23 protein-coding genes are annotated in these 25,272 nt (G+C 63.7%); 8 read left to right on the forward strand and 15 right to left on the reverse strand.

Annotated elements, in window-relative coordinates:
* Positions 1-2 precede the first annotated feature (2 nt).
* The 4 genes from FZF13_RS02480 (at position 3) to FZF13_RS02495 (ending at position 5,044) form a co-directional block, all read left to right on the forward strand.
* Positions 3-833 (forward strand): ABC transporter permease, encoded by an 831-nt coding sequence (locus FZF13_RS02480; protein WP_024925913.1) that lies wholly within the window; start codon positions 3-5, stop codon positions 831-833.
* Positions 826-2,490 (forward strand): ABC transporter ATP-binding protein, encoded by a 1,665-nt coding sequence (locus tag FZF13_RS02485; protein ID WP_024925912.1) that lies wholly within the window; start codon positions 826-828, stop codon positions 2,488-2,490. Before FZF13_RS02480 ends, FZF13_RS02485 begins: the two co-directional genes overlap by 8 nt.
* Positions 2,491-2,571: 81 nt before the next feature.
* A complete protein-coding gene (locus FZF13_RS02490; RefSeq protein WP_024925911.1) occupies positions 2,572-4,161 on the forward strand; it encodes an ABC transporter substrate-binding protein in 1,590 nt (529 codons plus the stop codon).
* A 43-nt stretch (positions 4,162-4,204) separates the two neighbouring features.
* Positions 4,205-5,044 (forward strand): alkaline phosphatase family protein, encoded by an 840-nt coding sequence (locus tag FZF13_RS02495; protein WP_024925910.1) that lies wholly within the window; start codon positions 4,205-4,207, stop codon positions 5,042-5,044.
* Between the two features lie 70 nt (positions 5,045-5,114).
* Here the strand turns inward: FZF13_RS02495 and FZF13_RS02500 are convergent, their stop codons facing one another.
* The 8 genes from FZF13_RS02500 to bcoG are packed head-to-tail and all read right to left on the reverse strand — an operon-like array spanning position 5,115 to position 13,563.
* On the reverse strand, positions 5,115-6,056 hold the full coding sequence (locus FZF13_RS02500; protein WP_024925909.1) for an alpha/beta hydrolase: 942 nt from the start codon (positions 6,054-6,056) through the stop codon (positions 5,115-5,117).
* A gap of 13 nt (positions 6,057-6,069) precedes the next feature.
* Positions 6,070-6,852: a carnitinyl-CoA dehydratase gene (locus FZF13_RS02505; protein WP_024925908.1), complete on the reverse strand. Its 783-nt coding sequence runs from the start codon at positions 6,850-6,852 to the stop codon at positions 6,070-6,072.
* The gene (locus FZF13_RS02510; protein WP_024925907.1) at positions 6,837-8,984 is read right to left on the reverse strand and encodes an acetate--CoA ligase family protein; all 2,148 of its coding nucleotides are present in this window, start codon (positions 8,982-8,984) and stop codon (positions 6,837-6,839) included. The genes FZF13_RS02505 and FZF13_RS02510 overlap by 16 nt, the downstream gene beginning before the upstream one ends.
* Positions 8,981-9,715, reverse strand: coding sequence for a DUF2161 domain-containing phosphodiesterase (locus FZF13_RS02515; protein WP_024925906.1), 735 nt, complete (start codon positions 9,713-9,715; stop codon positions 8,981-8,983). The genes FZF13_RS02510 and FZF13_RS02515 overlap by 4 nt, the downstream gene beginning before the upstream one ends.
* A 9-nt stretch (positions 9,716-9,724) precedes the next feature.
* Positions 9,725-10,888: an acyl-CoA dehydrogenase family protein gene (locus tag FZF13_RS02520; RefSeq protein WP_024925905.1), complete on the reverse strand. Its 1,164-nt coding sequence runs from the start codon at positions 10,886-10,888 to the stop codon at positions 9,725-9,727.
* Positions 10,889-10,891: 3 nt separating this feature from the next.
* Entirely contained in the window at positions 10,892-11,986 is a 1,095-nt protein-coding gene (locus FZF13_RS02525; RefSeq protein ID WP_024925904.1) for a 3-hydroxyacyl-CoA dehydrogenase NAD-binding domain-containing protein, read from the reverse strand.
* Complete coding sequence (locus FZF13_RS02530; protein WP_024925903.1) at positions 11,983-12,612, reverse strand: HD domain-containing protein; 630 nt, start codon at positions 12,610-12,612, stop codon at positions 11,983-11,985. The genes FZF13_RS02525 and FZF13_RS02530 overlap by 4 nt, the downstream gene beginning before the upstream one ends.
* Positions 12,613-12,645: 33 nt before the next feature.
* Entirely contained in the window at positions 12,646-13,563 is a 918-nt protein-coding gene (gene bcoG / locus FZF13_RS02535; protein ID WP_024925902.1) for a 3-dehydrocarnitine:acetyl-CoA trimethylamine transferase BcoG, read from the reverse strand.
* Positions 13,564-13,639: 76 nt separating this feature from the next.
* Here bcoG and FZF13_RS02540 point away from each other — a divergent pair, with 76 nt between their 5' ends.
* Positions 13,640-14,620 (forward strand): GlxA family transcriptional regulator, encoded by a 981-nt coding sequence (locus tag FZF13_RS02540; RefSeq protein ID WP_024925901.1) that lies wholly within the window; start codon positions 13,640-13,642, stop codon positions 14,618-14,620.
* A gap of 11 nt (positions 14,621-14,631) precedes the next feature.
* Here FZF13_RS02540 and FZF13_RS02545 read toward each other — a convergent pair whose 3' ends face one another.
* From FZF13_RS02545 to xylA, 3 genes are all read right to left on the reverse strand, one after another.
* Positions 14,632-14,838 carry a hypothetical protein gene (locus tag FZF13_RS02545; protein ID WP_024925900.1) on the reverse strand — a complete coding sequence of 69 codons (207 nt, stop codon included), beginning with the start codon at positions 14,836-14,838 and terminating at the stop codon, positions 14,632-14,634.
* A 169-nt stretch (positions 14,839-15,007) separates the two neighbouring features.
* The gene (locus FZF13_RS02550; protein ID WP_024925899.1) at positions 15,008-15,502 is read right to left on the reverse strand and encodes a GNAT family N-acetyltransferase; all 495 of its coding nucleotides are present in this window, start codon (positions 15,500-15,502) and stop codon (positions 15,008-15,010) included.
* Complete coding sequence (gene xylA / locus FZF13_RS02555) at positions 15,495-16,805, reverse strand: xylose isomerase (protein WP_024925898.1); 1,311 nt, start codon at positions 16,803-16,805, stop codon at positions 15,495-15,497. The genes FZF13_RS02550 and xylA overlap by 8 nt, the downstream gene beginning before the upstream one ends.
* Positions 16,806-16,960: 155 nt before the next feature.
* Here xylA and FZF13_RS02560 point away from each other — a divergent pair, with 155 nt between their 5' ends.
* The gene (locus tag FZF13_RS02560; RefSeq protein ID WP_024925897.1) at positions 16,961-17,323 is read left to right on the forward strand and encodes a nuclear transport factor 2 family protein; all 363 of its coding nucleotides are present in this window, start codon (positions 16,961-16,963) and stop codon (positions 17,321-17,323) included.
* Between the two features lie 50 nt (positions 17,324-17,373).
* Here FZF13_RS02560 and xylB read toward each other — a convergent pair whose 3' ends face one another.
* Both xylB and FZF13_RS02570 read right to left on the reverse strand, forming a co-directional pair.
* Positions 17,374-18,825 carry a xylulokinase gene (xylB, locus tag FZF13_RS02565; RefSeq protein WP_024925896.1) on the reverse strand — a complete coding sequence of 484 codons (1,452 nt, stop codon included), beginning with the start codon at positions 18,823-18,825 and terminating at the stop codon, positions 17,374-17,376.
* 171 nt (positions 18,826-18,996) lie between these two features.
* A complete protein-coding gene (locus FZF13_RS02570; protein WP_024925895.1) occupies positions 18,997-20,322 on the reverse strand; it encodes a tetratricopeptide repeat protein in 1,326 nt (441 codons plus the stop codon).
* 185 nt (positions 20,323-20,507) lie between these two features.
* Between FZF13_RS02570 and FZF13_RS02575 the strand changes: the two genes are divergently transcribed.
* Positions 20,508-23,315, forward strand: a complete 2,808-nt coding sequence (locus tag FZF13_RS02575; RefSeq protein WP_036255387.1) for an autotransporter family protein — start codon at positions 20,508-20,510, stop codon at positions 23,313-23,315.
* A 39-nt stretch (positions 23,316-23,354) separates the two neighbouring features.
* On the opposite strand, the gene FZF13_RS02580 is transcribed toward FZF13_RS02575, so the two are convergent.
* Both FZF13_RS02580 and FZF13_RS02585 read right to left on the reverse strand, forming a co-directional pair.
* Positions 23,355-23,978, reverse strand: a complete 624-nt coding sequence (locus FZF13_RS02580) for a LysE family translocator (RefSeq protein WP_024925893.1) — start codon at positions 23,976-23,978, stop codon at positions 23,355-23,357.
* Positions 23,979-24,069: 91 nt separating this feature from the next.
* On the reverse strand, positions 24,070-24,468 hold the full coding sequence (locus FZF13_RS02585; RefSeq protein ID WP_139116420.1) for a hypothetical protein: 399 nt from the start codon (positions 24,466-24,468) through the stop codon (positions 24,070-24,072).
* Here FZF13_RS02585 and FZF13_RS02590 point away from each other — a divergent pair.
* Positions 24,438-25,235 carry a L,D-transpeptidase gene (locus tag FZF13_RS02590; protein WP_024925891.1) on the forward strand — a complete coding sequence of 266 codons (798 nt, stop codon included), beginning with the start codon at positions 24,438-24,440 and terminating at the stop codon, positions 25,233-25,235. The genes FZF13_RS02585 and FZF13_RS02590 overlap by 31 nt on opposite strands.
* Positions 25,236-25,272 lie beyond the last annotated feature (37 nt).

Here is a 25,272-nt window from a genome sequence, read left to right on the forward strand (position 1 = left end):
GCGTGACTGGTTTGAGACATATCCCCATCACCGCCTGGATCGGCCTGATCCTCACCGCATTGTTCCTGATCTGCGCCATCTTCGCGCCCTGGATTGCCCCCTTCGGCAATGGCGAGATCGTCGGCGATGTCTGGGCGCCGATGTCGTCGGACCATCTGCTGGGCACCGACAATCTCGGCCGCGATCTGCTCTCGCGCATGATCTACGGCGCCCGCATCACCATCTTCATCGCGGTACTGGCGACCGCGCTGTCCTTCTGCCTCGGCTCCATTCTCGGCTTCACGGCAGCGACAGTCGGCGGCAAGTTCGACATGCTGATGTCGCGCTTCGTCGATCTCCTGATGGCGATCCCGACACTGATCTTCGCACTTGTGGTGCTGTCGGTGCTTCCGACAACGGTTGTCACGCTGATCCTGGTGATGGGCATTCTGGATTCCACCCGCGTCTACCGGCTGTCGCGCGCGGTGGCGGTCGACATCAACGTCATGGATTTCGTCGAGGCCGCCAAATTGCGCGGCGAAGGCATGGGCTGGATCATCTTCCGCGAAATCCTGCCCAACGCGCTGTCGCCGCTGGTGTCGGAACTCGGCCTGCGCTTCATCTATGCGGTGCTGTTCTTGTCGGCGCTGTCCTTCCTCGGTCTCGGCGTGCAACCGCCGGACGCCGACTGGGGCGGTATGGTCAAGGAAAACAAGGACGGCATTGTCTTCGGCATTCCCGCGGCCCTAATCCCGGCTGCCGCGATTGCCGTGCTCGCCATTTCCGTCAACCTCGTCGCCGACTGGGTGCTGAACCGCACCTCGGACCTGAAGGGAGGGCGCGGCAATGGCTAAGGCGCAGGCGACCACACCCAAACCCGACATGCTGCTCGATATCCGCAACCTCAGGATCGAAGCCAGGGTGTTTCCGCCCGGCGAAGCGCCGAAGAAGGTGACGTTGGTGCACGATGTTTCGCTGACGCTGAAACCTGGCAAGGTGCTTGGCCTGATCGGGGAATCCGGCGCTGGAAAATCGACCATTGGCCTCTCCTCCATGGCCTATGGTCGCGGCGGCGTGAAGATCACCGGCGGCGAGGTGGTATTCAACGGGCGTGATATCCTGAAGCTCGGCACCAAGGGGGTACGCAAGCTGCGCGGACGCGAAGTCTGCTATGTGGCACAGTCGGCGGCAGCCGCCTTCAACCCCGCGCACAAGTTGATGGACCAGGTGGTGGAAGCCGCGCTGCTGCACGGCGTTGCCACGCGTGCCGAGGCGGAAAAGCGCGCAATCGCGCTGTTCAAGAAACTCAGCCTGCCCAATCCCGAAACCATCGGCAACCGCTACCCGCACCAGGTTTCCGGCGGCCAGCTGCAACGCGTGATGACGGCGATGGCGCTGTGTTCCGAGCCAGACCTGATCGTCTTCGACGAGCCGACGACGGCACTGGACGTGACGACGCAGATCGACGTTCTGGCGGCGATCAAGGACGCGATCCGCGACACGCACGTCGCGGCCCTCTACATCAGCCACGACCTTGCGGTGGTGGCGCAGGTGGCCGACGACATCATGGTGCTGAGGCACGGCCGGCTGGTCGAACGCGGCGACACCCACCAGATCATCAAGGAGCCGCACGAAGACTACACCCGCGCGCTGGTTTCGGTACACGAGATAGACCACACCGAAAAGCCGGCAAGCCCCGCGCCCGTCCTCTCGGTCAAGAACGTCACGGCCGCCTATGGCGGCGGCACGGTCAAGGTGCTCAAGGATGTTTCGGTCGACCTCCATCCCGGCCAGACGCTGGCGGTGGTGGGCGAATCCGGCTCCGGCAAGTCGACGCTGGCGCGCGCCATCACCGGGCTGCTGCCGCCGCTGGAGGGATCGATCAGCTTCGACGGGCGCACACTGTCGAAACGGCTGGCCGAACGGCCAAAGGAAGACCTCAGACAATTGCAGATGATCTACCAGATGGCGGACGTCGCGATGAACCCGCGCCAGACCGTCGGCACCATCATCGGCCGGCCGCTCGAGTTCTATTTCGGCATGCGGGGCAAGGAACGCGACCAGCGCGTCGCCGAACTGCTCGACAAGATCGAGATGGGCAAGGGTTTCCTCGACCGCTATCCGGCCGAACTTTCCGGTGGCCAGAAGCAGCGCGTCTGCATTGCGCGCGCGCTTGCCGCCAAGCCGAAGCTGATCATCTGCGACGAGGTGACTTCGGCGCTCGACCCGCTGGTGGCGAACGGCATTCTGAAACTGCTGCTCGAGCTCCAGCAGGAAGAGAAGGTAGCCTATCTGTTCATCACCCACGACATCGCCACGGTGAAGTCGATCGCCGACGCGATCGCCGTCATGTATCGCGGCGAGGTGGTTCGCTACGGGCCGAAGAGCCAGGTTCTGGCGCCGCCCTTCGATGCCTATACCGACCTTTTGCTCTCTTCCGTGCCGGAGATGGAACAGGGTTGGCTGGAAGGCGCAATCAAGGGCCGGCGCATGGAGAGCGCCGGCAACTAACTGTCATCGGCCCGCAACGAGCGGCCGCCACTGTGACCATCTTGAGGCCAGACTGGCCCGAAACAGGGAAGGAAGCAGACCATGACAACCGAACTCGACCATCTCGCCAAACTGGCCGGCAAGGGCGGCATCAGCCGCCGCGATTTTCTCGGCCGCGCCGCGGCACTCGGCGTGACCGCAGCCATGGCGGGTACGCTTGCCGATCGCGCCTTCGCGCAGACCCCGAAGAAGGGCGGTATCCTCAAGGCAGGCCTGCAGGGTGGTGAGTCGACCAACAGCCTCGATCCCGCGTTGAACCTCAGCCAGGTCACCTTCAATTTCTGCAAGCAGTGGGGCGAGTTCCTCAACCGGCTGAAGCCGGACGGCAGTCTCGAGAACATGATCGCCGAGGAGATCGGCTCGTCCGACGATGCCAAGGTCTGGACCATCAAGGTCCGTGACGGCATTGAATTCCACAACGGCAAGACCGTTGGCGCCGAGGATGTGGCCGCCACGCTGGAACGCCATGCCGACGAGAAGTCCAAATCGGGCGCGCTCGGCGTGCTCAAGAACATCAAGACGATGAAGGCTGCCGGCAAGGAAGTGATCGTCACGCTGGCCGAACCGGATGCCGACTTCCCCTACCTGATGGCCGACTATCACCTGGTCATCCAGCCGAACGGCGGCAAGGACAATCCGAATGCCGGCATCAGCGCCGGGCCTTACAAGGTCAAAGTCAACGAACCGGGCGTGCGCCATGGCGGCGAACGTTTCGCCAATTACTGGGGCGGCGACAAGCTCGGCCATGCCGACCAGATCGAGATCGTGGTCATCAACGACGCGACGGCGCGGCTGGCCGCGCTGCAGGGCGGCCAGGTGCATTTCATCAACCGCGTCGAGCCGAAGGTGGTGAACCTCGTCAAGCGCGTTGCCGGCGTCACCGTGGAGGCAACTTCAGGCCGCGGCTTCTATCCCTTCAACATGTTCTGTGACACCGCGCCCTTCGACAACAACGACCTCAGGATGGCGCTCAAGCTTGCGATGGACCGCGAGGAGCTACTGACCAAGATCCTGTTCGGATACGGGTCCGTCGGCAATGACTTCCCGATCAACCAGGCCTATCCGCTTTTCCCGGCCGACATCGAACAGCGCAAGTTCGATCCGGAAAAGGCCGCCGAGCATTACAAGAAGTCGGGCCACAGCGGCTCGATCCTGCTGCGCACCTCCGATGTCGCGTTCCCCGGCGCGGTCGATGCCGCCCAGCTCTACCAGCAGAGCTGCGCCAAGGCGGGCATCAAGATCGAGATCAAGCGCGAGCCGGGCGACGGCTACTGGTCGGAAGTGTGGAACAAGAAGCCGTTCTCGCTTTCCTATTGGGGCGGGCGCGCCACCCAGGCACAGATGTACGCGACGGCGCTTGTCTCGACGGCAGACTGGAACGACACGCGTTTCAAACGGCCCGAATTCGACCAGTTGCTGATGAAGGCACGCGGCGAACTCGACCAGGACAAGCGCAAGGTGCTGTTCCATGACATGGCGATGCTGGTGCGCGACCAGGGCGGCATGGTCGTGCCGTTCTTCAACCAGTTCATCGATGCGGCGGCCACCAGCAAGGTGGATGGCTGGGTCGCCAATCCGCAAGGCGAGATGATGGACGGTTATGCCCTGGCCTCGTGCTGGCTGAAGGCCTGAGAAATGCAATGCCGCGCCATGCGGCGGAGAAGGAAACTGCCGCATGGCGCTCAAATCCAAGCTTCTGCTCATCATTCTCGACGGCGTGCCGTACCGCAACTGGCGGCGGCTGTTCGGCAACCTTGAGGGATGGGTGCAATCGGGCGCGGCACGGGTGTGGAAGATGCGCTCGGTGCTGCCGTCCACCTCAGCCTGTTGCTACGCCTCGATCCATACCGGGGTGCCGCCGCAGCAGCACGGAATCCTTTCCAACGAGAACCGCTTCCGCGTCACCCAGCCGGACCTGTTCTCCGAAATATCGAAGGCCGGCGGCAAGACCGGCGCCGTGACCCATTCCTACTGGTCCGAGTTCTTCCGGCGCTATCCCTTCGATCTCGTCGAGGACATGGAATATGACGAACCGGGCGGACCGATCACGCATGGCCGGTTCCACACCATGACCGGCTACAACCACAAGAACCAGATGACGCCGAGCGACGTCGACCTGTTTGCCACGCTGACCATGCTGACCCGGCGTTTTTCGATCGACTATGGCATCCTGCATACCTGCACGCTGGACTCGATGGGACACCGCTTCGGTCACGACTGCATCGAAATGGACCATGCCTGCTACGCCATGGACGGCATGCTAGCGGCCTTCCTGCCGCAATGGCTGGACGCAGACTATGAGGTGGTCGTCACCGCCGACCACGGCCAGACCGACCGCGGCCACCATGGCGGGCGCGAGGACGAACAGCAGGATTTCGCGCTCTATTATTTCGGCGCCGCGGAAGGCCCCGACCCGGGCGCGCTGCTCGACCAGTTGCAACTGGCGCCGAGCATATTGGAACGTCTCGGCGTGGCGGTACCGGCGACGATGCAGGCCGGACCGTTTCTGCGCTGAGCTGTTCGGCATATGGCGGCGGGAGAAACCCAGGCCGTCGATCAGCGCCTCATCGTCGTAGGGTGTAGGCTCACCACACCCATTCGCCAGCACCCAGCCGGCCGACTGCCTCGACGATCCGCGTAAAACTTTCGCGGGCGCGCTTCACCGTATGGCGGGCGCGCAAATAGCCATGCACCAACCCTTGTTCTTCATGCCAGAAAGCCTTGCCGCGGGTGGTGAGGATACGGTCCCTATAGGCCTCCCCATCCGAAGACAGTGGATCGCATTCGGCGGTGATGACGATGGTGGGCGGCAGGTCGGAAAAATCGCGATCGAGCAGCGGCGCGAGAGTAGCATCGCCGATCCTGCCCTCACCGCCGGTGCGGATATCCTTGTAGAAGATCAGATCCCGCATGGTCAGCATCGGCGCTTCAGCGTGGGTGATGTAAGAACCCTTGGTCTGATCGCCACCGAGACCGGGATAGATTAGCACCTGGCCGACTGCGCGGCGCGGGTGGGCACGCGTGGCGTGCGCAACCGCCGAGGCCAGATTGCCCCCCGCGCTGTCGCCGACCAGCAGGATCGGCAAGGCAGTGCTCGAGACAGCCCAATGGAACGCTGCCACCGCGTCGTCGAAGGCGGCCGGGTGGCGATGCTCCGGCGCCAACCGATAGTCGACGGAGACGACCTCATAACCGGTTCGGGCACACAATTCTGCGCAGACATCGTCATGGCTTTCGAGACCGCCGACAACGAAGCCGCCGCCGTGGAAATAAAGCACAAATGCCTTCGCTGCCTCGTCCCGATGGCGATAGATGCGGATGGGAATGGCGCGATCAGGCGTCTCGATCGCGGTCGTTTCCACCGTAACGCCCTCGGGATAACCGGCGAAGAACTCGCGGCACATGCGGTCATAGACGACGCGCTGCTGCTCGATCGTGTAGTCGATGGTGTCGGGCGGATAATAGGAATTGGTCTTCTCGATGAAGGCCCAGGTCTCGGCGTCGATCAGCTTCGCATAGTCGGTCATGGCAGTTGGCCGCTCACCTTCCCTTCCACACCGGGTCGCGCTTTTCGGCGAAAGCCTTGAAGCCTTCGAGATTGTCTTCGGAGGCGTAGAGCTCGTCGACGGTGCGGAACTGGCGCTTGGTGATCCAGTTCATGGCATCCTGGAAAGTCATGGCCTCGGCCGCGCGCGCGACCTCCTTGATGGCGGAGAAGACAAGCGGCGGGCCGCCTGCCAGCAGGCGCGCAATCTCCCATACGCGATCTTCAAGTTTGTCGGCCGGCAGCACCTCGTTTACAAGGCCCCAGCGGTGCGCCTCCTGTACGTCCATCCAGCGGCCGGTGAGCAAAAGGTCCATGGCGACGTGATAGGGAATGCGCTTCGGCAGCTTGATGGTGGCGGCATCGGCCAGCGTGCCGGCGCGGATCTCCGGCAGCGCGAAGCTCGAATGGTCGGAGGCGTAGATCAGGTCGCAAGAGAGCGCCAGTTCGAAGCCGCCGCCCACCGCCATGCCGTTGACGCAGGCGATGACCGGCTTATTGAGGTCGCGCAATTCCTGCAGGCCGGCAAAGCCGCCAACGCCATAGTCGCCATCCACCGCGTCACCGGCGGCTGCCGCCTTCAGGTCCCAGCCGGCCGAGAAGAACTTGTCGCCGGCGGTCTTGACGATGGCGACGCGCAGTTCCGGATCGTCGCGGAAAGCCTTGAAGGTTTCGCCCAGCAGGCGCGATGTCTTCAGGTCGATGGCATTGGCTTTCGGCCGATCGAGCGTGACTTCGAGGATGACACCCTCGCGGCGGGTTGTTACGACGTCAGACATTCTTCTTCTCCTTCGGCGAAAGCGCCTGCCATCTTTTCCGTGGCCGTGTGGGCGGTGGTAACCATCAATGCATCGGCGATCCATGCGCCCTTGCCTTCGGCGCAGACGATCAGCGGGTTGATGTCCAGTTCCTCGATCTCGTCGGCATGGGCGATGGCGAAACCGGCGATCTTCTCGATGGCCGCGATGGCCGCGCCAAGGTCGGCTTTTGCCCGGCCGCGATAGCCGTCGAGCAGCGGAAACAGTCTAAGGCTGCGCAGCGCCGTCTCGATCTCGGGTCGCGTGGCAGGCAGGAGCAGCGTGGCGCTGTCCTTCAGAAGTTCGACCAGCACGCCGCCAGTTCCCACCGTCATCACCGGGCCGAAGATCGGATCGCGGGTCAGGCCGACGATCAGCTCCGCGATGCCGCCCGCCACCATGGCCTCGACATAGAGACCGCGACCGAGCGGAAGCAGTGCCGTGGCGGCATCGCGCACATCCTCGATGCTCTTGAGGTTGAGGCGCACAGCACCAAGCTCGCTTTTGTGGGCGACGCCAAGTGCCTTGAGCGCCACCGGAAAACCGAGTGCAGCTGCCGCATCGACGGCTTCGGCGACGCTTGCCGCGCGACGACCGCGCGGCACCGGCAGCCCGGCTGCCGCCAGCATGGCCTTTGCAGCGGCTTCATCGGGCGTATTGCGGCCTTGCCCGAACGCGCCGGATTGACCTCCGAGCAACGCGGGAACGGCAGGCTTGCGCCAAGCTTCACCGACAAAGACCGCTGCTTCGGCGGCATCAAAAGCTTCGGCTATACCATGGATCGGCACGATGCCGCGCCGGAGCAGTTCAGTGGAATGATCTTCCGACAGGTTTTCGCCCATCGAGGCAACGATGGCGCCACGCGCGCCGTTGGTCTTCAACGCTTCCTCGAAAGCATTGACCGTCGGCCACCAGTCGGCGTCCGAGCAGCGATCGGTGCGCGGGAAATCCAGCACCAGCATGTTCAGGCCAAAACCGCCCGAGACCATCGCAGAGAAAGTCGCCGTCAGCGCCTCCTGCTTGCCCCAGATATAGGTGTTGTAGTCAAGTGGATTGGCCACAGCGACGAGCGGGCCGAGCGTCTCCTGCACGCGCGCGCCATGCGCCTCAGTCAAAGCCGGGAAATGCACGAGCCGGCCCTCGGCTGTATCGGCCATGACGGATGCCTCTCCGCCGGAACAACTCATGGAGGACAAGGTCGGCTTCTCCAGCGGCCCTACCGCGTGCAGGAGCTTCAGCGTCTCCAGGAAAGACGGAATGGTGTCGACGCGCGGAATGCCGAGCCGCTTGAGGAAAGCATCCGACGCAGCGTCTGAACCCGCAAGCGAGGCAGTGTGCGAGATGGTGGCGGCACGCGCCTGTTCGGAGCGGCCGACCTTCATGGCGACGATCGGTTTCTTCAATTCGCGCGCCCGCGCCGCCAACCGCTCGAAACCGTCGACCTTGTCGAACCCCTCGATATGCAGGCCGAGGCTGGAAACGCGGTCGTCCTCGATGAGGCCAAGCGCCATTTCGGAGAGACCGGTCTGCGCCTGATTGCCCGCCGTCATCAGGAAAGCAACCGGCAGGCCGCGCATCTGCATGGTGAGGTTGCATGCGATGTTGGAGGATTGCGTGATGATGGCGGTGCCCTTCTCGCCTTCCACCAAACGGCGACCGCCATGCTGGTCGGGCCACAACAGCGCGCCGTCGGCATAGTTGATCAACCCGTAGCAGTTCGGGCCGATGATCGGCATGTCGCCGGCAGCTTCGATCAGCGCCTGCTGCAAATCCTGCCCTTCAGCCTCGTAATGCGCGGTCTCGCGAAAACCGGCCGCGAAGCAGATGGCGCCGCCGGCACCGGCCGCGCTCAATTCGCGCACCACGTCGATGGTGAGGTGGCGATTGACGCCGATGAAGGTAGCATCCGGCGCGTGCGGCAGCTCCGCGAGCGAACGATAGGCCTTGACCCCGGCGACCTCGTCCTTTGTCGGGTGGACCGGCCAGATTTCGCCGGCAAAGCCCATCTTCAGCGATTGCTTGACGACGTTGGGCGCAAAGAAGCCGCCGCCGACAACCGCGATGGATTTCGGACGCAGCAAACGGGAAAGGTCGCGGATACGAGGCAATGTCATGGCTTTGCAATCACAGAAATGTTGTCGGCGCCGGATGCCGCCGCGCGGAGATTTTCAAGTTCGGACAGATATTCCGACGTTGCCGTCACACCTTTCGGGCTCAGCGCGTAGATGCCGGCGCTGACGCGCTCGAACCAGCCATAGTGGTTGTCGGTCATCAGGCGGCGGGCATGCGCGACATTCGTCTGGCGAGCGACTTCGGCCGCTTTTGTCGGGCCCTGTTCGTCAAGCAGTTTCAGGCAGCGCAGTGCTTCCTGGCGGTAGCCGGTCACCAGGTTGCGGCGGGTCGCGCCGCCGAGGTTCGGATCGCCGACCAATCTTTCGAATTCGCGCAGCAGCCGCGTTTTGCGTGGCTTCGACTGCCGCGGCTTGTACGGCGCGGGATCGCAATGGATTTCCGTGAAACCATCCGCAAGTCGGACCGTAATCAGGCCAAGACCAAGCCGCCGGCACAGCTTCCTGTTGTCGACCAGCGCCTTCAGCGAAGCCCGGCCTGTTCCACGCGGCACGGCGATGTAGACCGCGTCGCTGATTGTCTGACGCTGGATGGCCTGATGAAACAGGGAAAGCGAGAAGCCGGCCTTCAGTTCGACAATGACCGGATCGTCGCCATCGCGCACCGCCACGATGTCGGCGGCGCCAACCTCGCCCTTGACCATGTAGCCCTGCGTTTCGAGCAGGCGCTTCACAGGCAGATATAGGTCGGTTTCCCTGATGCCGGTCTTCGCCATTTCGCTGGATTATCCCCCAACCGCCCTCAACAGGGCGCGGGAAATGATGTGGCGCTGGATTTCGGACGTGCCTTCCCAGATACGCTCGACACGGGCGTCGCGCCAGATGCGCTCCAGCGGCAGATCGTCCATCAGGCCCATGCCGCCATGGATCTGGATCGCCTCATCGGCGATGAAGGCGAGCACCTCGGTGGCCTTCAGCTTGGCCATCGCCATGTCTTGGTCGGTCACGGTGCCCTGGTCGTACTTCCAGCCGGCTTCGCGGGTCAGGAGTTCGGCCGCCTTCAATTCCATCGCCATATCGGCCAGCTTGAAAGAGACGCCCTGGAACTTGCCGATCTGCTGGCCGAACTGCTCGCGCTGCGCGGCATAGTCGATGGCGTGCTGAAGCGCGCGCTCGGCGCGGCCGAGACAGGTCGAAGCGACCTGCAAGCGGGTGGCGCCGAGCCAGCTGTTGGCAACTTCGAAGCCCTTGTGGACTTCGCCCAGTATCTGCTCCTTGGGGATACGGCAGTCGTCGAATTCCAGGACCGCATTGGTGTAACCGCGGTGCGAGACATTGCGATAGCCGTCGCGCACGGTGAAACCGGGCGTGCCCTTGTCGACGAAGAAAGCGGTGATCTTCTTGCGCTTGCCGCGCGAGCTGTCCTCTTCGCCCGACGCCATGAAACAGATGGCGAAATCGGCTATGTCGGCATGCGAGATGAAATGCTTGGTGCCGTTCAGCACCCAGTCGCCGCCCTTCTCCACCGCGCTCGCCTTCATGCCGCGCAGGTCGGAGCCGGCACCGGGCTCGGTCATGGCCAGGCAATCCCACTTTTCACCGCGGATGCAGGGGAAGAGATATTTCTCCCGCTGCTCCGGCGTACCGGCGAGCAGGATGTTCGAGGGCCTGGCGACACAGGTCCAGTGCAGTGCATAGTTGGCGCGGCCGAGTTCCTTCTCGTAGAGCAGCCAGGTCAGCGTATCGAGGCCGGCGCCGCCGACTTCGGCCGGCATGTTCGCCGCGTAAAGACCAGCGGTGATCGCCTTGGCCTGCAGCTCCTTGACGAGGTCCATGCGCAGATGGCCAGTGCGCTCAACCTCCTGTTCATGCGGGTAGAGCTCGTTCTCGACAAAGGCACGCGTGGTGTCGACGATGAGCTGCTGTTCTTCGGTCAGGCCGAAATCCATGGCTCAGCCCTTCTTTCCGGCGGTCTTTTTGACTGCCTTCTTCACCGGCTTGGACGCCTTGGCTTTCGCTGCGGCGGCCGAAGTCTTCGTCTTCATCGAAGCCAGGTCGGCGAGCTGCTTGGTATAGCTCTTGTGCAGCGCGCCGGCGCCCCAGCCCTTGCCCTTGTTCTGTTTGGACAGGGCATCCATGATCGCGACGAGATTGTCGTCACGGATCTTTTCCAGCTCGCGGATCGACCATTTTTGCGACTGGTCGTCGGACTGGCCGGCGATCAGGTCAACCAGCTCGTCGTTGAATTCCGGCACGTTGGTCAGCTTCGTCCATGGCCATTGCAGGCAGGGGCCGAACTGCGCCATGAAGTGGCGCATGCCAGCCTCGCCGCCGGCGATGCGGTAGACCTGGAACATGCCCATCTGCGCCCAGCGCAGGCCGAAGCCGTAGCGCATGATGTCGTCGAGTTCCTCGACGGTGCAGATGCCGTCCTTGATCAGCCACAGCGCCTCGCGCCAGGCCGCCTCCAGAAGGCGGTCACCCACAAAAGCCTCGATCTCCTTGCGGATGACGACAGGTTTCATACCGATGGACGCGTAGATCTCCTTGGCGACCTCGATCGCTTCCGGGAAGGTCTGCGCGCCGCCGACGATCTCGACGATCGGCAGCAAATAGACCGGATTGAACGGATGGCCGACCACCAGCCGCTCGGGGTGTTTCTTCATCGCCACCTGCATATCGGACGGCTTGATGCCGGAGGTGGACGAGCCAACAATCGCGTTGGCGGGAGCATGCAGGTCGATCTCGGCCAGCACCTTGTGCTTGAGGTCGAGCCGCTCGGGCACGCTTTCCTGGATGAAATCGGCGTCGGCGACCGCCTCGGCAATGGTCTTGGCGAAGGTCAGCTTGCCTTCCTTGGGCAGGCCGCCGGGAACCATCTGCTTGTAGGCGCGACGCGCGCCCTTCATCACCTCGGCGACCTTGCGCGAGGCCTCAGGATCGGGGTCGAAGATCGAAACGTCGATGCCGTTGAGCAAGAGGCGCGCGACCCAGCCCGCGCCGATGACACCGCCTCCGATGGCAGCTGCTTTGACGATTGTGCTCATGCGGGCGCTCCGCTTCTTTCCTTGGCGATTTCGGGGTTGACCAGTGCGACGCGTTCGCCGGCACGGATGACGGAAGGATCGTATGCCTTGCGGGCGAAGACCTCGATGACGAAGGGCCGGAAGAACTCGATCGGAAGGGTTTCGTAGTCGGGATCGAAACTCGACTGGTCCCAGCGTTCGCAGAACTGGTCGCAGTCGTCGTAGTAGGCATGGCCGGTGAACTTATCGCGCGCATGGCGATTACCGCCGAGATGATGGGCGTAATAGAGGCGCTGGAAGTCGCCGTGCTTTTCCACCACCCAGGTGCACTGTTCGCGCACGAACGGTTTCAGGATCGTGGCCGCGTATTCGTCGTGATTGTAGGGCGCGTATATGTCGCCAATATCGTGCAGGAGCGCGCAGGCGATCCAGTCGGTATCGGCGCCGTCACGCCAGGCGCGTGTGGCTGCCTGCAGCGAATGGCCGAGACGGCTGATCTTGTAACCCGACAATCCCTCGTCGAGTTGGACGAGCGCGTCGAGCAGGCGGTCGCCTGTCTTGGCGGCATAGTCGATCTCATGGGCGGTCAGGAACGCATAGTCGTCCTTGTCGCCATCCTTCATCGCGGTGAATTTGACCGTGGTCATGCCGAACTCCTCTCCGTGATCGACACTTTCCGATCACGCCGCGATCGGCGCACGCTTCACGAGGTTGAGCTTCTTGCGCACCTCTTCCGGCCCGATGACCCGGGCGCCCAGATTTTCGACGACAGAAACCGCGCGCTCTACCAGTTGCGCGTTGGTGGCGAGCACGCCCTTGTCCAGCCACAGATTGTCTTCGAGACCGACGCGCACGTTACCGCCGGCAAGCACCGCCGCAGCGGCATAAGCCATCTGGTTGCGGCCGAGCGCGAAGGCCGAGAAGGTCCATTCCTTCGGCACATTGTTGACCATGGCCATGAAGGTGTTGAGGTCGTCCGGCGCACCCCACGGCACGCCCATGCACAACTGCACCAGCGCGTCGGGAGCCAGGATCTTCTCCTCGACCAGTTGCTTGGCGAACCAGAGATGGCCGGTGTCGAAGGCCTCGATCTCCGGCTTGACGCCCATCGCCGTCATCATGCCGCCCATGGCACGCAACATGCCCGGCGTGTTGGTCATGACGTAGTCGGCTTCGTTGAAATTCATCGTGCCGCAGTCGAGCGTGCAGATTTCGGGCAGGCACTGGCGCACATGTTCGACGCGGTTGGAGGCGCCGCCCATGTCGGTGCCCTGCTCCTTCAATGGCAGCGGGCTTTCAACCGGGCCGAACACCATGTCGCCGCCCATGCCGGCGGTGAGGTTCAAGACCACATCGACATTGGCATCGCGGATGCGCTCGGTCACCTCACGGTAGAGATGCACGTCGCGGCGCGGCTTGCCTGTCTCGGGATCGCGGACATGGCAATGGACGATCGCCGCACCCGCCTTGGCCGCCTCGATAGCCGAATCGGCGATCTGCTTGGGCGAGCGCGGCACATGCGGGCTGCGGTCCTGCGTGCCACCGGAACCGGTCACGGCACAGGTAATGAAGACCTCGCGGTTCATCGCAAGCGGCATAGCTTTCCTCCCGAAATGCTTTTCACCGATCATTGCGCCGCTTGCCGAAGTCTGCTTTGCGCTTTACGAAACAAACATGGCCAAATCCGAAAGGCAGACAATCTTTTTTGCCGAGCGCGCGCCGCTCAAGGTGACGCTGCTAGTGTTCTCCGGCTCGTCGATCATGTGCGTGGCCTCCGCCGTCGATCCGCTGCGCGCGGCAAACCGCATCACCGGCGAGACGCTGTTCGACTACCGGCTGGTGTCGATGACGGGCGATGCACCGGTGACGACATGTGGCCTGCCGGTGGCTGTGTCCGGACGCTTCGACCCCGCCGAGGCCGCCGACATGCTGGTGGTGATCGCTGGCTTCGGCACGCAGAACTACGCGACTTCGGCGCTGCTTTCCGGCTTGCGGCGCGCGGCGCGCACGGCACGCGCGGTCGGTGGCGTCGAAGCCGGAACATGGCTGGTTGCGCGTGCGGGACTGCTCGAAGGGCGCAGCGCGACCACGCACTGGGAAGACATGGAGGATTTCACCGCAGCCTTTCCCGGCACCGACGTTCGCCCCGACCGCTATGTCATCGACGGTCCGGTCTTCACCTCGGGCGGCGCCTCGCCAACCTTTGACCTGATGCTACACCTGGTGCGCTCGCGGCTTGGCATGGCTGTGGCGCTCGATGTCGCCTCGGTCTTTATCTACGATCAGGCGCGCGCCGCCACCGACGCGCAACCCCTGGTCTCGCTCGGCCGCCTCGATGGCTACGATCCGCGCCTGGCGCAGGCGATCCGGCTGATGGAAGCGCATGTCGACCAACCGCTGACGATCGCGGCCATCGCCCGACGTGCGGGCATCACTGCCCGCACGCTGGAGAGCATCTTTCGAGCCTCGATCGGCGAAACACCCGGGGCCTACTACCTCAGGCTCAGGCTCGGTGCCGCCAGACGACTGGTGGTGGACACACGCATCGCCATGGCTGACATCGCCGGGCGAACGGGCTTTTCGTCCGCTGCGGCATTCTCAAGAGCGTTTTCAAGAGCTTTCGGCGAGGCGCCGGTCAGGTTGAGACGCGGCTGACGCCGCGCCGATCAGGCAGCGCGGCGGTTGTCTCCACCGTCGATCAGGTCGCGCATCTGCTTGGCCAGGTGTATCTCGAAACGGCCGGCCACGGCGCGATCCCATTCGTTCGATACCTTGGCGTCGTCGTTGGGACGCGGCATCGACATCAACCGGTCGATGATCGAACCGGCATGCTCACGCGACAGAAGGGCGTCGATTTCGTGTTCGATCTGCATTCTTCGCCTCCTTTCGATTCGTGTTGGCGAGGCCTGTATATAGGAAACCTGTGACGGCTTCTTGAAGGCAAGCTCAAGGCGATTGAAAGGCAGATTGAGAAAATTGAGTCACGAAATCGTGCTGGAACGGTGATTTCATTCCGCCAACGACTTATCCGGCTAACCGTTCCTAGAATTTCTTTTCGAACAACACCGTTGTCAATCCGCTCTCCCATTCAAGGTCGGGATAGCGGTCTTTTTCCTCGTAGCCCAGCGCTTTGTAGAAGGCCTGGCTTTGTTGGTTGAAGCTGTCGGTCTCCAGCCGAACCTGGATGTAGCCGGACGCCTCGATGGCTTTCTCGGCCTCCACCATCAGGGCGCGACCGACGCCGAGACGCTGGTGACGCGAACCGACATGCAAGGCATCGATGAAATCGTCCCGCCAGTTGACGAGCCCGGCAACCTCGCCACCGACCAGCGCGACGAGGAAATTACGGCCCTGTTCGTCCACGAAACGGTGGCCGACATTGCCTTCGACATAGTTGCGCGCGGCAGCCGGGGTGATTTCCGGCAGCCAGGTGCTCTCGAAGGTTTCCTGCAGCACACGCTTCAGGCCCGGGAAATCGGCTTCGATCCCGCGCCTGATGGTGATCCCGCCGCGCTTTATGCCAGCGCTGTCAGACATACCGGTTGACGACATTCTCCAGATATTCCTGCCGGCCGGAGCGGGGTTCAGGCTCGATCCCGTCCTTGAGCACCTTCGCCGATAGATCCTCCAGCGTGACGCTGCCCGCAAGAACCTTGCTGGCTTGCGGATTGGCCCAGCCCGCGTAACGCGCCTCGAGCGGAGCCGACAGCGCCTTGTCCTCGATCATGCGCGCGGCGGCCTTGAGCCCACGCGCGCAGCAGTCCATGCCCCCGATATGAGCGATCAGCAGGTCCTGCGGGTCGAGCGACTGACGGCGCAGCTTGGCGTCGAAATTGGTGCCACCGGTGGTGAAGCCGCCGGCCTGAAGCACCTGATAGTAGGCGAGCGCCATTTCCGGCACGTTGTTCGGGAACTGGTCGGTATCCCAGCCCGACTGGTAGTCGTTGCGGTTCATGTCGATGGAACCGAAGATGCCGAGCGCATCGGCCAGCGCCAGCTCATGCTCGAACGAGTGTCCGGCCAGGATGGCGTGACCCTGCTCGATATTGACCTTGACCTCCTTCTCCAGCCCGAAATCCTTGAGGAAACCGTAGACCGTGGCGACGTCGTAATCGTACTGGTGCTTGGTCGGCTCCTGTGGCTTCGGCTCAATCAGGATGGTGCCCTTGAAGCCGATCCTGTGCTTGTAGTCGACCACCATGGACAGGAAGCGGCCGGCCTGCTCGCGCTCGCGCTTGAGATCGGTGTTGAGCAGGGTCTCGTAGCCCTCGCGGCCGCCCCACAGCACATAGTTTTCGCCGCCGAGGCGTTTGGTGACATCGATGCATTTCTTGACCGTGGCAGCTGCGTAATAAAACACTTCCGGGTCGGGATTGGTGGCGGCACCGGCCATGTAGCGGCGGTGAGAGAACAGGTTGGCGGTGCCCCACAGAAGCTTGACGCCGGTCTCGCTCTGCCTGGCTTCGAAGACATCGGCGATCTCGTCGAGCCGCGTAGCGCTTTCGGCGAAGGTTGCGCCCTCCGGCCGAACGTCGGCGTCGTGGAAGCAATAATAAGGCACGCCGAGCAACGACAGCATTTCGAAGGCGACGTCGGCTTTCAGCTTAGCCGCCTGCATCGTGTCGCCGAACCATGGCCGCTCGAAGGTCTGTCCACCGAACGGATCGCCACCCGGCCACGCAAAGGAATGCCAGTAGGCGACGGCGAAGCGCAGATGGTCTTCCAGCCGCTTGCCGAGCACCACCTCGTCCTTGTTGTAGAAACGATAGGCGAGCGGATTGGTCGAATCCGGCCCTTCATAGCCGATCTTGCCAACATCGCCGAAGAAACCGGTGCTCATGCTCTTTCTCCTCTGGAATGCTTTGGACGGGCCCTGCCCGCTATCCGGGACAACGGCCCCATCGACATCGTGCCGATTACCTGCCGCGTAATTGGTTCCGTTTGCGGGACGGGCGAAAAGGCTCGTGTCGAAACCCGAAACAAAGGAAACGGACCATGACCGACCTCGCCGCCATCACCCACAACTACATCGCCGCCTGGAACGAAACCGATGCGGCGCGTCGGGTCGGCCTGCTCGACGCGGCCTTCACCAACGATGTCAGCTACCGCGACCCGATCATGCAGGGCGACGGCCATGCCGGCCTCACCGCGCTGATCGAAGGTGTGCAGCAGCGCTTCCCCGGCTTCCGCTTCTCGCTGCGCGGCACGCCGGACGGTTTCGGCGAGTTCATCCGCTTTTCCTGGAACCTCGGACCGGAGGGCGTGGATTCGGTCATCGAAGGCACCGACATCGGCTTTGTCGAGAACGGCCGGCTGAAGACAGTCACCGGCTTCCTCGACAAAATTCCCGCCCAATAAAGCGAAAGGCGACGGGCACGGGCCCGTCGGCGCAGGCGCAGTCCGGCCGGTCACATCGTCCCCCTGATCGCCGGATAGAGGGCGCCGTACCGCCGATAGGCGTCCTCGAAAGCCGCGGCCAGGGCCTTTTCGGGCTCGACGGTCGCGGCAACGGCCGGGGCCGTGCAGACGGCAAGCGGATCGGCCCCGGTCGCGGCGATCAGCCCGAGCCGCGCCGCGCCAAAGGCAGCGCCGAAATCGCCATCGGCCGGCACATCGACTGGAATACCCAGCGCCGTGGCGATTGCCTTCAGCCAGTAGCGCGAACGCGAGCCACCACCGATTGCCGTGACCCGCTCCAGCGTCGTTCCGGCCTTGCGCAAGGCCTCGAGGCTGTCGCGGAAGGCAAAGGCTACGCCTTCCAGCACTGCTTGGGTGAGCGCCGAACGGCTCGATTCATGCGCCAGGCCGACAAAGGCGCCACGAATGGCGGCATCGTTGTGCGGCGTGCGCTCGCCGGACAGGTAGGGCAGGAAGGAAACGCCGCTCGGCGTTTTCAGCGTATCGCCAAGCTCGGCCGTCAGTTCGCCGGCGCCCTTGCCGGTGATCTCCGACAGCCAGTTGAGCGAATCCGTGGCGGACAGGATCACGCCCATCTGGTGCCATGTCTGCGGCAGAGCGTGGCAGAAGGTGTGCACCGCGCTTTCGGGATTGGGCAGATAGGCGGCATTGGCCGCAAACAGCACGCCCGACGTGCCCAGCGAAACGAAGGCATGACCGGCACCGACCGTACCCATGCCGCAGGCGGAGGCGGCATTGTCTCCCGCGCCGCCGGCGACCGGAATGCCCGGGGTCAAACCCCACTCGGCGGCCAGTTCGGCACGCAACCCGCCCGCCCTGTCGGTGCCCTCGACGAGCGTAGGCATATGGCTTTCATCGAGCTCGGTGGCGGCAAGTAGCTCCGGTGACCAGCGCCGCTTTTCGACATCGAGCCAGGAGGTGCCGGCCGCGTCCGACATTTCCGAAATATGCTCGCCGGTCAGCCAGAGCCTGAGATAGTCCTTCGGCAAAAGCACCTTCGCCACCCGGGCGAAGACGGCCGGCTCATTGGCTTTCACCCAGGCCAGTTTCGGCGCGGTAAAGCCCGGGAAAACGATGTTGCCGGTGAGCTTGCGGAAACGCGGATCGGCGTCCAGCTTGGCCGCTTCGGCAAAGCTGCGCGTATCGTTCCACAAAATGCAGGGGCGCAGCACCGCGTCGCCGGCATCGAGCAGCGTCGCGCCATGCATCTGACCGGACAGGCCGATGCCCTTGATGGCCGCGAATTCGCGAGAATGAGCGGCCTTCAGTTCGGCGATCGCCTGGCGGCAGGCACGGACCCATTCGGCGGGATCCTGTTCCGACCAGCCATGATGCGGACGCGACACGTCCAGCGAGGCATGACCGGAGCCGATGACAGCCTGCCGCCCGTCGATGAGCAGCGCCTTGACGCCGGACGTGCCGAGATCGAGCCCGAGATACATGCCTTCTCCTCCCGTTCGGTCCGCCTGCCTGCGGACCGGCACCAGCTTACCGAGACCCGAAAACCTCCCCAAGACACTTCGAGGCCTGAAAGCCTTTCAGCACTTGCTCATCTTTTTTTCGAGTCTCGAAAAATATAGTCAGGCAGGTTTTACTGTAAGGCTGGCGTCGCGTCAATTCATGTCGAGAGCGGTGGCGCGGCGCGTGAACAAGGCGGACAGCGGGCTCTCCGGGCGGGCGAGCGCGCGTTCGGCGCTCAGCGCCCTTGCCAGCGGCACATCGCCGTCGCGCAGGGCGGCCTCGATCAGCGTCAGATCGATTACGTCGCGCTGCGCATGGCTACCACCGAATGCGGGCGCGACGGCGCGGATCGGCCGCAGCAACCGCACCGTCTCGGCGTAATTGCCATCGCCGAAGGCCTTTACGGCCAGCGTGACCGGATGACCGACATCGCGGGTGAAGGCGGCATTGTCGTCGCTGGCTGACATCGCCTCGCGCTGGGCTTCCAGCAGGGTTTGGGCCGGTGTCTCCAACCCGGCTCCGACAAAGGCCATCATCGCGTGTGCGTCGTTGAAGGCATAGTTGCCGGCCGCCGCCTTTGGCGTCCAGTTGGCGGCGAGCGCCACCCAGCGGTCGCCGACATCGACGCCGCCGAGATGCAGGCGCCACAGGATCGCCGAGGCATCGACCATGTTGAGCGCGAGTGTCGATCGCTTGCCGTAGATCGGCCCGTCGAACAGCGACAGCACCTCGTCCGTCTCGCCGAGATCATAGTGGAACAGCGCGAGGTGCCACCAATTGTGCACCTGGAGAAAGCTCTCCTTCGTCCAGCCGTCTCTATTCGACCGCATCCAGGCGATGCCATCGCGCTGCCGGCTCTGCATCTCCATGACGTGAGCCACCGCGTGCTGAGCCCAGCCATCACGCGGTTCGAGTTCGATCGCTTGGCGGCCGAACCGTTCGGCGCGCTGATAATCGCCCATCTCCTCAAGCCCGAACGCCTGCATGCCGAGAATGGCGTGATAGCCTGGCAAGGCCTTGTTCCAGACCGGCAGTGCACGGCTGATACGGTCCCGCAGCATGCGGGCGTTGCCGGTGAAGAAATCGATCTGGTGGCCGGCCTGCAGGGCAAGCGCATCGAGCGGAAACTCGATGGCGATATCCTCAAGGATACGCGCCGCCTCGTGCCAGCGCCCGGCCGCCAAATGCCCGAGCGCGGCGACATGGCCCTGCTCGCGGGCGCTGGCGGCTAGCGGCAGCGCCGCCTGATGACAGGAGCGGGCAACCGCCATTGCCTCGCGCTCGGTCGACAGGCCGAACAGATACCCCTTCAATACATGCGCCATGACGAAACCAGGCGCTTCGGCGATCGCGGCGTCGGCCGAACCAACGGGATCGCCGACGAAGCGCTGCAACTCGCCAACCCCGCGCAGATAGTGCTGCAGGGCCGTTTCCGAGGTGCCCGAAAGCGCGAGGCCGGTTGTGTCTGTCGTCTTCATCTTGGTTATTCCTAATATTCGCAAATTATAAACCATGGAAACGAACTGTGTTTGGAGGCGCAGGGCAAATCATGGCTTCTTTGTGGCAATCGGCCAGGCGGGGTGACCGGGACGGTCATGGGGTTTCAAGAGTGGAAGGTCGGCGAGCAAGCGTCATTTAAGCGATTTTCGAGGGGAACATATTGATGCAGCAATGTATTTCGGCCGCGGCCAAGCGGGCTAGAACTTCTGCCGCCCGAAAACTGACTTTGCTGGCTTCGACATCACTCCTGCTCGGTATTGCACCGCTCTCGCCGGCGTCAGCCGCCTGCATCCTCTCCTCTTCTCCAGGCAACGACACCGTCATCTGCGACAGCGGCACAACCGTTGGAAACCTCGTCGACACGAGTGGCAACAACACGCTGATTTTTCCGGCCGGCGGCACCGGCCAGATCACCGGCAACGTCACCTATGGCGCCGGCGCCGACCGCATCGAGATGCATTCCGGCACCATCACCGGCACGGTAGATGAGGGCGACGGCCCCGATTCTTTCATCATCAGCGCCGGAACGGTGATCGGCAATGTCCAGCAAGGCGGAGGCATCGACGATTTCCAGATGACCGGCGGCCAAATCGGCTCGCTCAATCAAGGCGACGCACGCGACACTTTCTTCATGTCAGGTGGGCGCATCGTCGATTTCTTCGACGATGGCGACTACGCGATCATGACCGGCGGCCGCATCGGCCGCGTCAACATGAAACTCGACAAGAACTATTTCAACATGTCGGGCGGCATCATCGACCGCAATCTCGTGACCGGCTTCGACGACGACATCATCATCGTTTCGGGCGGCACGATCGGCGGCAACATCAGCACCAGTGGCGGCAATGACAGCGTCACCGTCACCGGCGGCTCGATCGGCGGCGACGTGCTGATGAGCGTCGGCCAGGACACGTTCACCTGGAACAATGGCGGCATCATCTACGGCACGATCGACCTCGGCGGCGACAACGACACCGCCACGCTGAGCAATCTTAACAATGGCAATCTGGGCGCCACCAAAGCGATCAGCGGCGGACTCGGCGTCGATACGCTCACCCTTTCCAATGTCAGCATGACCGGCATCGCCAGGCTGCAGAACTGGGAAACGATCAGCGCCACGAACGACACGCAGCTTGTCTTCGACGGCACGTTGACGCTCGGCGATCCCGGCACGGGAACCGGGACGCTGACGGTCGACGTGGCCAGCACGCTCTACGGTGGCGGCGCCAATGGCGGGGTCTCGGCCTTCACCGCCGGGCAAATGGCCAATGTCATCAATGCCGGGCGCATTGATCTCACCAATGGCGGCAACAGCCTGACCGACACCTTCACCATCGCCGGCAACTACACCGGCAACAACGGTCTGCTCCTGCTGCAAACGGCGCTTGGCGACGATAGTTCCGCCTCCGACAAGCTGGTGGTTTCCGGCGGCAAGGCGAGCGGCGAAACCAGCATCAGCGTCATCAATGTCGGCGGCGCGGGAGCCGCCACCACGCAGAACGGCATCATGGTGGTGCAGGCGGTCAATGGCGGCACCACGGCAAGCAACGCCTTTGCGTTGAACGGGCCGGTAGCGGCCGGCGCCTACGAGTACTTCCTGTTCAGAGGCGGCGTCACCGCCGGCAGCGCGGAGAACTGGTATTTGCGCTCCACCCTCGTGAACACGCCCTCTACCGAACCACCGCCGACAGTAGCGCCCGGTCCAGGCGTGCTGGAGCCTGCACCGCCGCCACCGCAACCGGTGGCGCCCGCGCCGGAGCCGCCGGCTCCGCCACCTGTAACCCCGCCGCCGCCGGTGCCGCCGGAATCGACACCAGCCAATCCGAACCCCGTCGATCCCGCTCCGCCGGTCCAGCCGACCGACGCCGCACCGGTCGCCCCGCCTCCGCCACCGGCAGTTCCGCCAGCTGAACCGCCACCGCCGCCGCCGGAAGTGTCAACGGAGGTTACGCCGCTTCCATCGCCAGGCGTCGCACCGCCCTCACCCGGCGCCACTCCGGTGATCGGCGATGTCGTTCCGCTCTATCGCGTCGAAGTGCCGACCTACGCGGCACTGCCCCCCGCCGGTTACCATCTGATGAGCGCTACGCTCGGCACGTTCCACGAACGGCGCGGCGAGCAATCCCTGCTCGGTGGCGTCGGCATGGTGCCCGCCAGCTGGGGGCGCCTCTTTGGCCAGAACGCGGAAGTCAGTTGGGGCGGCACCGTCTCGCCGACTTTCGACGGACATCTTTTCGGCTTCCAGGCGGGCACCGACCTGATCGGCTGGGAAGGCCCCTCCGGTCACGAGAACCGGGCCGGTCTGTTCATCGGCCATACCCGCATGGATGGCGACATCCGCGGCCAGGCGCTTGGCTGGAACAATCTCAGCGTCGGAAAACTGGACATGGGTGGCACGTCGTTCGGTGCCTACTGGACCCATATCGGCCCCGGCGGCTGGTATCTGGACGGCGTCGCCATGGGCACCTGGTTCAACGGCAAGGCGACGTCGAACCGCGATATCGGCATCAATGTCGACGGTACGGGCGTCACGCTTTCACTCGAGGGCGGCTATCCAATTCCGCTGGACGCCGACTGGTCGCTGGAACCGCAGGCGCAGCTGATCTGGCAGCACCTGTCGCTCGACGGTAAGGCCGACCGCTTCTCGTCCGTCTCCTTCGACAATGACAACAGCCTCACCGGTCGTCTCGGCCTGCGCCTGCAAGGAACCATGCCAGCCGGCAGCGCCGTCGTGCAGCCCTACCTCAAGGCCAATCTCTGGCATGACTTCGGCGGCACCGACCAACTGGACTTCGGCGCGGACCCGATCTCGGCCGAACGCGGCGGCACCTCGCTGGAACTGGGTGGCGGCGTGGTGGCGAAACTGTCGGACACGCTGAGCGTCTTCGCCACCGCCGATTACACCACCAATCTCGGCGGCGACAAACGGCGCGTGTGGGAAGGCAATCTCGGTCTCAGCGTCAAATGGTGAGTGCGGTTGCGGGGCCGGATCTCGGCCCCGCCCGCGGCATCAGTTGCCCGACCGCATCGCCACGGTGGCGATGCCAGCGCCGACCAGCAGCGTGCCGCCGGTGCGGTTGAAAATGCGGATGGCTTTCGGATTGCGCACGATGTTGCGGGCTCGCGAGGCGACCAGCGCGTAACCAAAGGCATTGGCGAAGGCGAGCGTCAGGAAGGTCGCCTCGAAGATCATCATCTGCGTCCAGAAATTGCCGTGCCGGTCAAGGAACTGCGGCAGGAAGGCGACAAAGAAGGTGATGCTCTTGGGATTGAGCGCGGTGACCAGCCAGGCATGGCCCATCATCCTGGCCGCCGAAACGGCGTCGTGGCGCGGCGTGGCTTCCAGCGCACCGCCGGCCCGGAACAGCTTGATGCCGAGATAGACGAGATAGGCGGCGCCGATCACCTTGAGCACGGTGAACACCGTGGCCGAGGCGGCCAACAGAGCGCCGATGCCGAGCATCGACAGCGTCATGGCGGTGAAATCACCCAGCGCCACGCCGACCGCCATGGGCAGCGCCGTGCGCCAGCCTTGTCCCAGCGCGTAGGAAACGACGAGCAGGATGGTTGGCCCGGGAATGAGAAGCAGGATGGAGGACGCGGCGGCGAAGGCCGCCCAATTCTCGAAAGACATGGATCTCTCCTGTTAAAGAAGAGGATAAATCCCTGCCTTCAGGCCGATGTAAAGAGGTTTTTCCAGCAATTTCGAGAAGCGCAGACGGGCGTCAATTCGCGCCGGTCGGCACGCTCGTTGCAGCGATGGCGGCAACGCACGCGATGGCCATGATGGCCGCTGAAAGCAGTGCCATATCGGTCGTTGCGGTCCGCCATGCGAAGGCCCGTTCCAGGTTCGAAATCAACTCTTTAGGATCGGGGAAACGGATAGCCGGGAGCCGTGCCGGCATTGTGACGGAACCGAGGTCTTTTGATGCCTGGCACCTTTCCAAGCGTCCAAAATCACCGGCCACGCTGGCTTGTCTGAAGCGCAAATCCAAGCCACCCAAGGCTTTCACGCTTTTTAAACCATGAATCCTGAAAATGCGCTCTATCGCCGGGCATGTGATCCCGGCTGTTCGTTTGGGGTAAAGAGTGCATGCGTAAACCGCAAGACCTGACGCATTCATCCGGCGTCGCCAGCCCGGAATCCGACCACCTCATCTCGCGCCGCGCCGTGCTTTCAGGCCTCGGCGTGATGACCCTGCTTGGCGCCTCCGGCTGCTCGCAGACCCTCGATATCCCCTCGCTCGGTCCGGTCGGACCGTCGGGCGGCATGCCCCAGCTCGACGACATGTCGACCGGCTCGATCCGCCCGATCCCGCCGATCAGCGTCGACAAGAACATCACCGACAACGGCACCATGTACGCCTCGCTGACCGACAACGGCTTCGTCGTGCCGGCCATTCCCTTCCAGAAGGTCAAGCAGGAGTTTCGCCGCCAGATCGTCGTCGACCCGACCGGCGAGGCACCCGGTACCATCGTCGTGCGGCTTAACGAGCGGCATCTCTACTGGGTGCAGGAAGGTGGCGAGGCCGTGCGCTACGGCGTCGGCATCGGCAAGGCCGGCTTCGAATGGAGCGGCCGCGCCGTGATCCAGTACACCAAGGAATGGCCGACCTGGACGCCGCCCAGGGAAATGATCGCGCGCAAGCCGGAGCTGGTGAAATGGGCGAGCGGCCAGCCGGGCGGCCTCGACAACCCGCTCGGCGCCCGCGCGCACTACATCTACAAGGACGGCCAGGATACCGGCTATCGCGTGCACGGCTCGCCCGAGTGGTGGACCATCGGCACCCAGGCCTCGTCCGGTTGCGTGCGCATGATCAACCAGGACGTCATCGACCTCTATAACCGCGTCCGTGCCTCGCCGACCAAGGTGCCGATTGTGGTTGCATGAGGCAGTCGGCAGTCGGCAGTCGGCAGTCGGCAGTCGG

It is taken from the genome of Mesorhizobium terrae (assembly GCF_008727715.1).
Classification (GTDB): domain Bacteria; phylum Pseudomonadota; class Alphaproteobacteria; order Rhizobiales; family Rhizobiaceae; genus Mesorhizobium; species Mesorhizobium terrae.